This is a genomic window from Streptomyces sp. HPF1205 (assembly GCF_020400825.1).
Classification (GTDB): domain Bacteria; phylum Actinomycetota; class Actinomycetes; order Streptomycetales; family Streptomycetaceae; genus Actinacidiphila.
In genome coordinates, this window is the sequence record NZ_JAINVH010000161.1 from 1 (window position 1) to 439 (window position 439).

Below are 439 nucleotides of genomic sequence, written 5' to 3' on the forward strand. Positions count from 1 at the left end.
GGGCCGGTATGAGCGAGGTACGGCAGTTCCCGGCGCGGTCCCCGATCCGGGTGTTCCTGCTCGACGACCACGAGGTCGTACGGCGGGGTGTCCACGACCTGCTGGACGGCGAACCGGACATCGAGGTCGTCGGCGAGGCGTCGACAGCCGACCAGGCACTGGCCCGCGGCCCCGCCCTGCGCCCGGACGTCGCCGTCCTGGACGTCCGCCTGCCCGACGGCGACGGCATCACCGTATGCCGCGAACTGCGCTCCAGGATGCCCCAACTGGCCTGCCTGATGCTCACCTCCTTCGACGACGACGACGCCCTGCTCGACGCGATCATGGCAGGCGCCGCCGGCTACGTACTCAAACAGATCAAGGGCTCCGACCTCGTCTCGGCGGTCCGCACCGTCGCCTCGGGACAGTCCATGCTCGACCCGGCCACCACCGCACGGCT

General features: G+C 70.8%; 1 protein-coding gene. It reads left to right on the forward strand.

Going from position 1 to position 439, the window contains the following annotated elements:
* Positions 1-8: 8 nt before the first annotated feature.
* The coding region (locus K7G61_RS36105) for a response regulator transcription factor (RefSeq protein WP_225851379.1) at positions 9-439 on the forward strand (431 nt) is incomplete at its 3' end.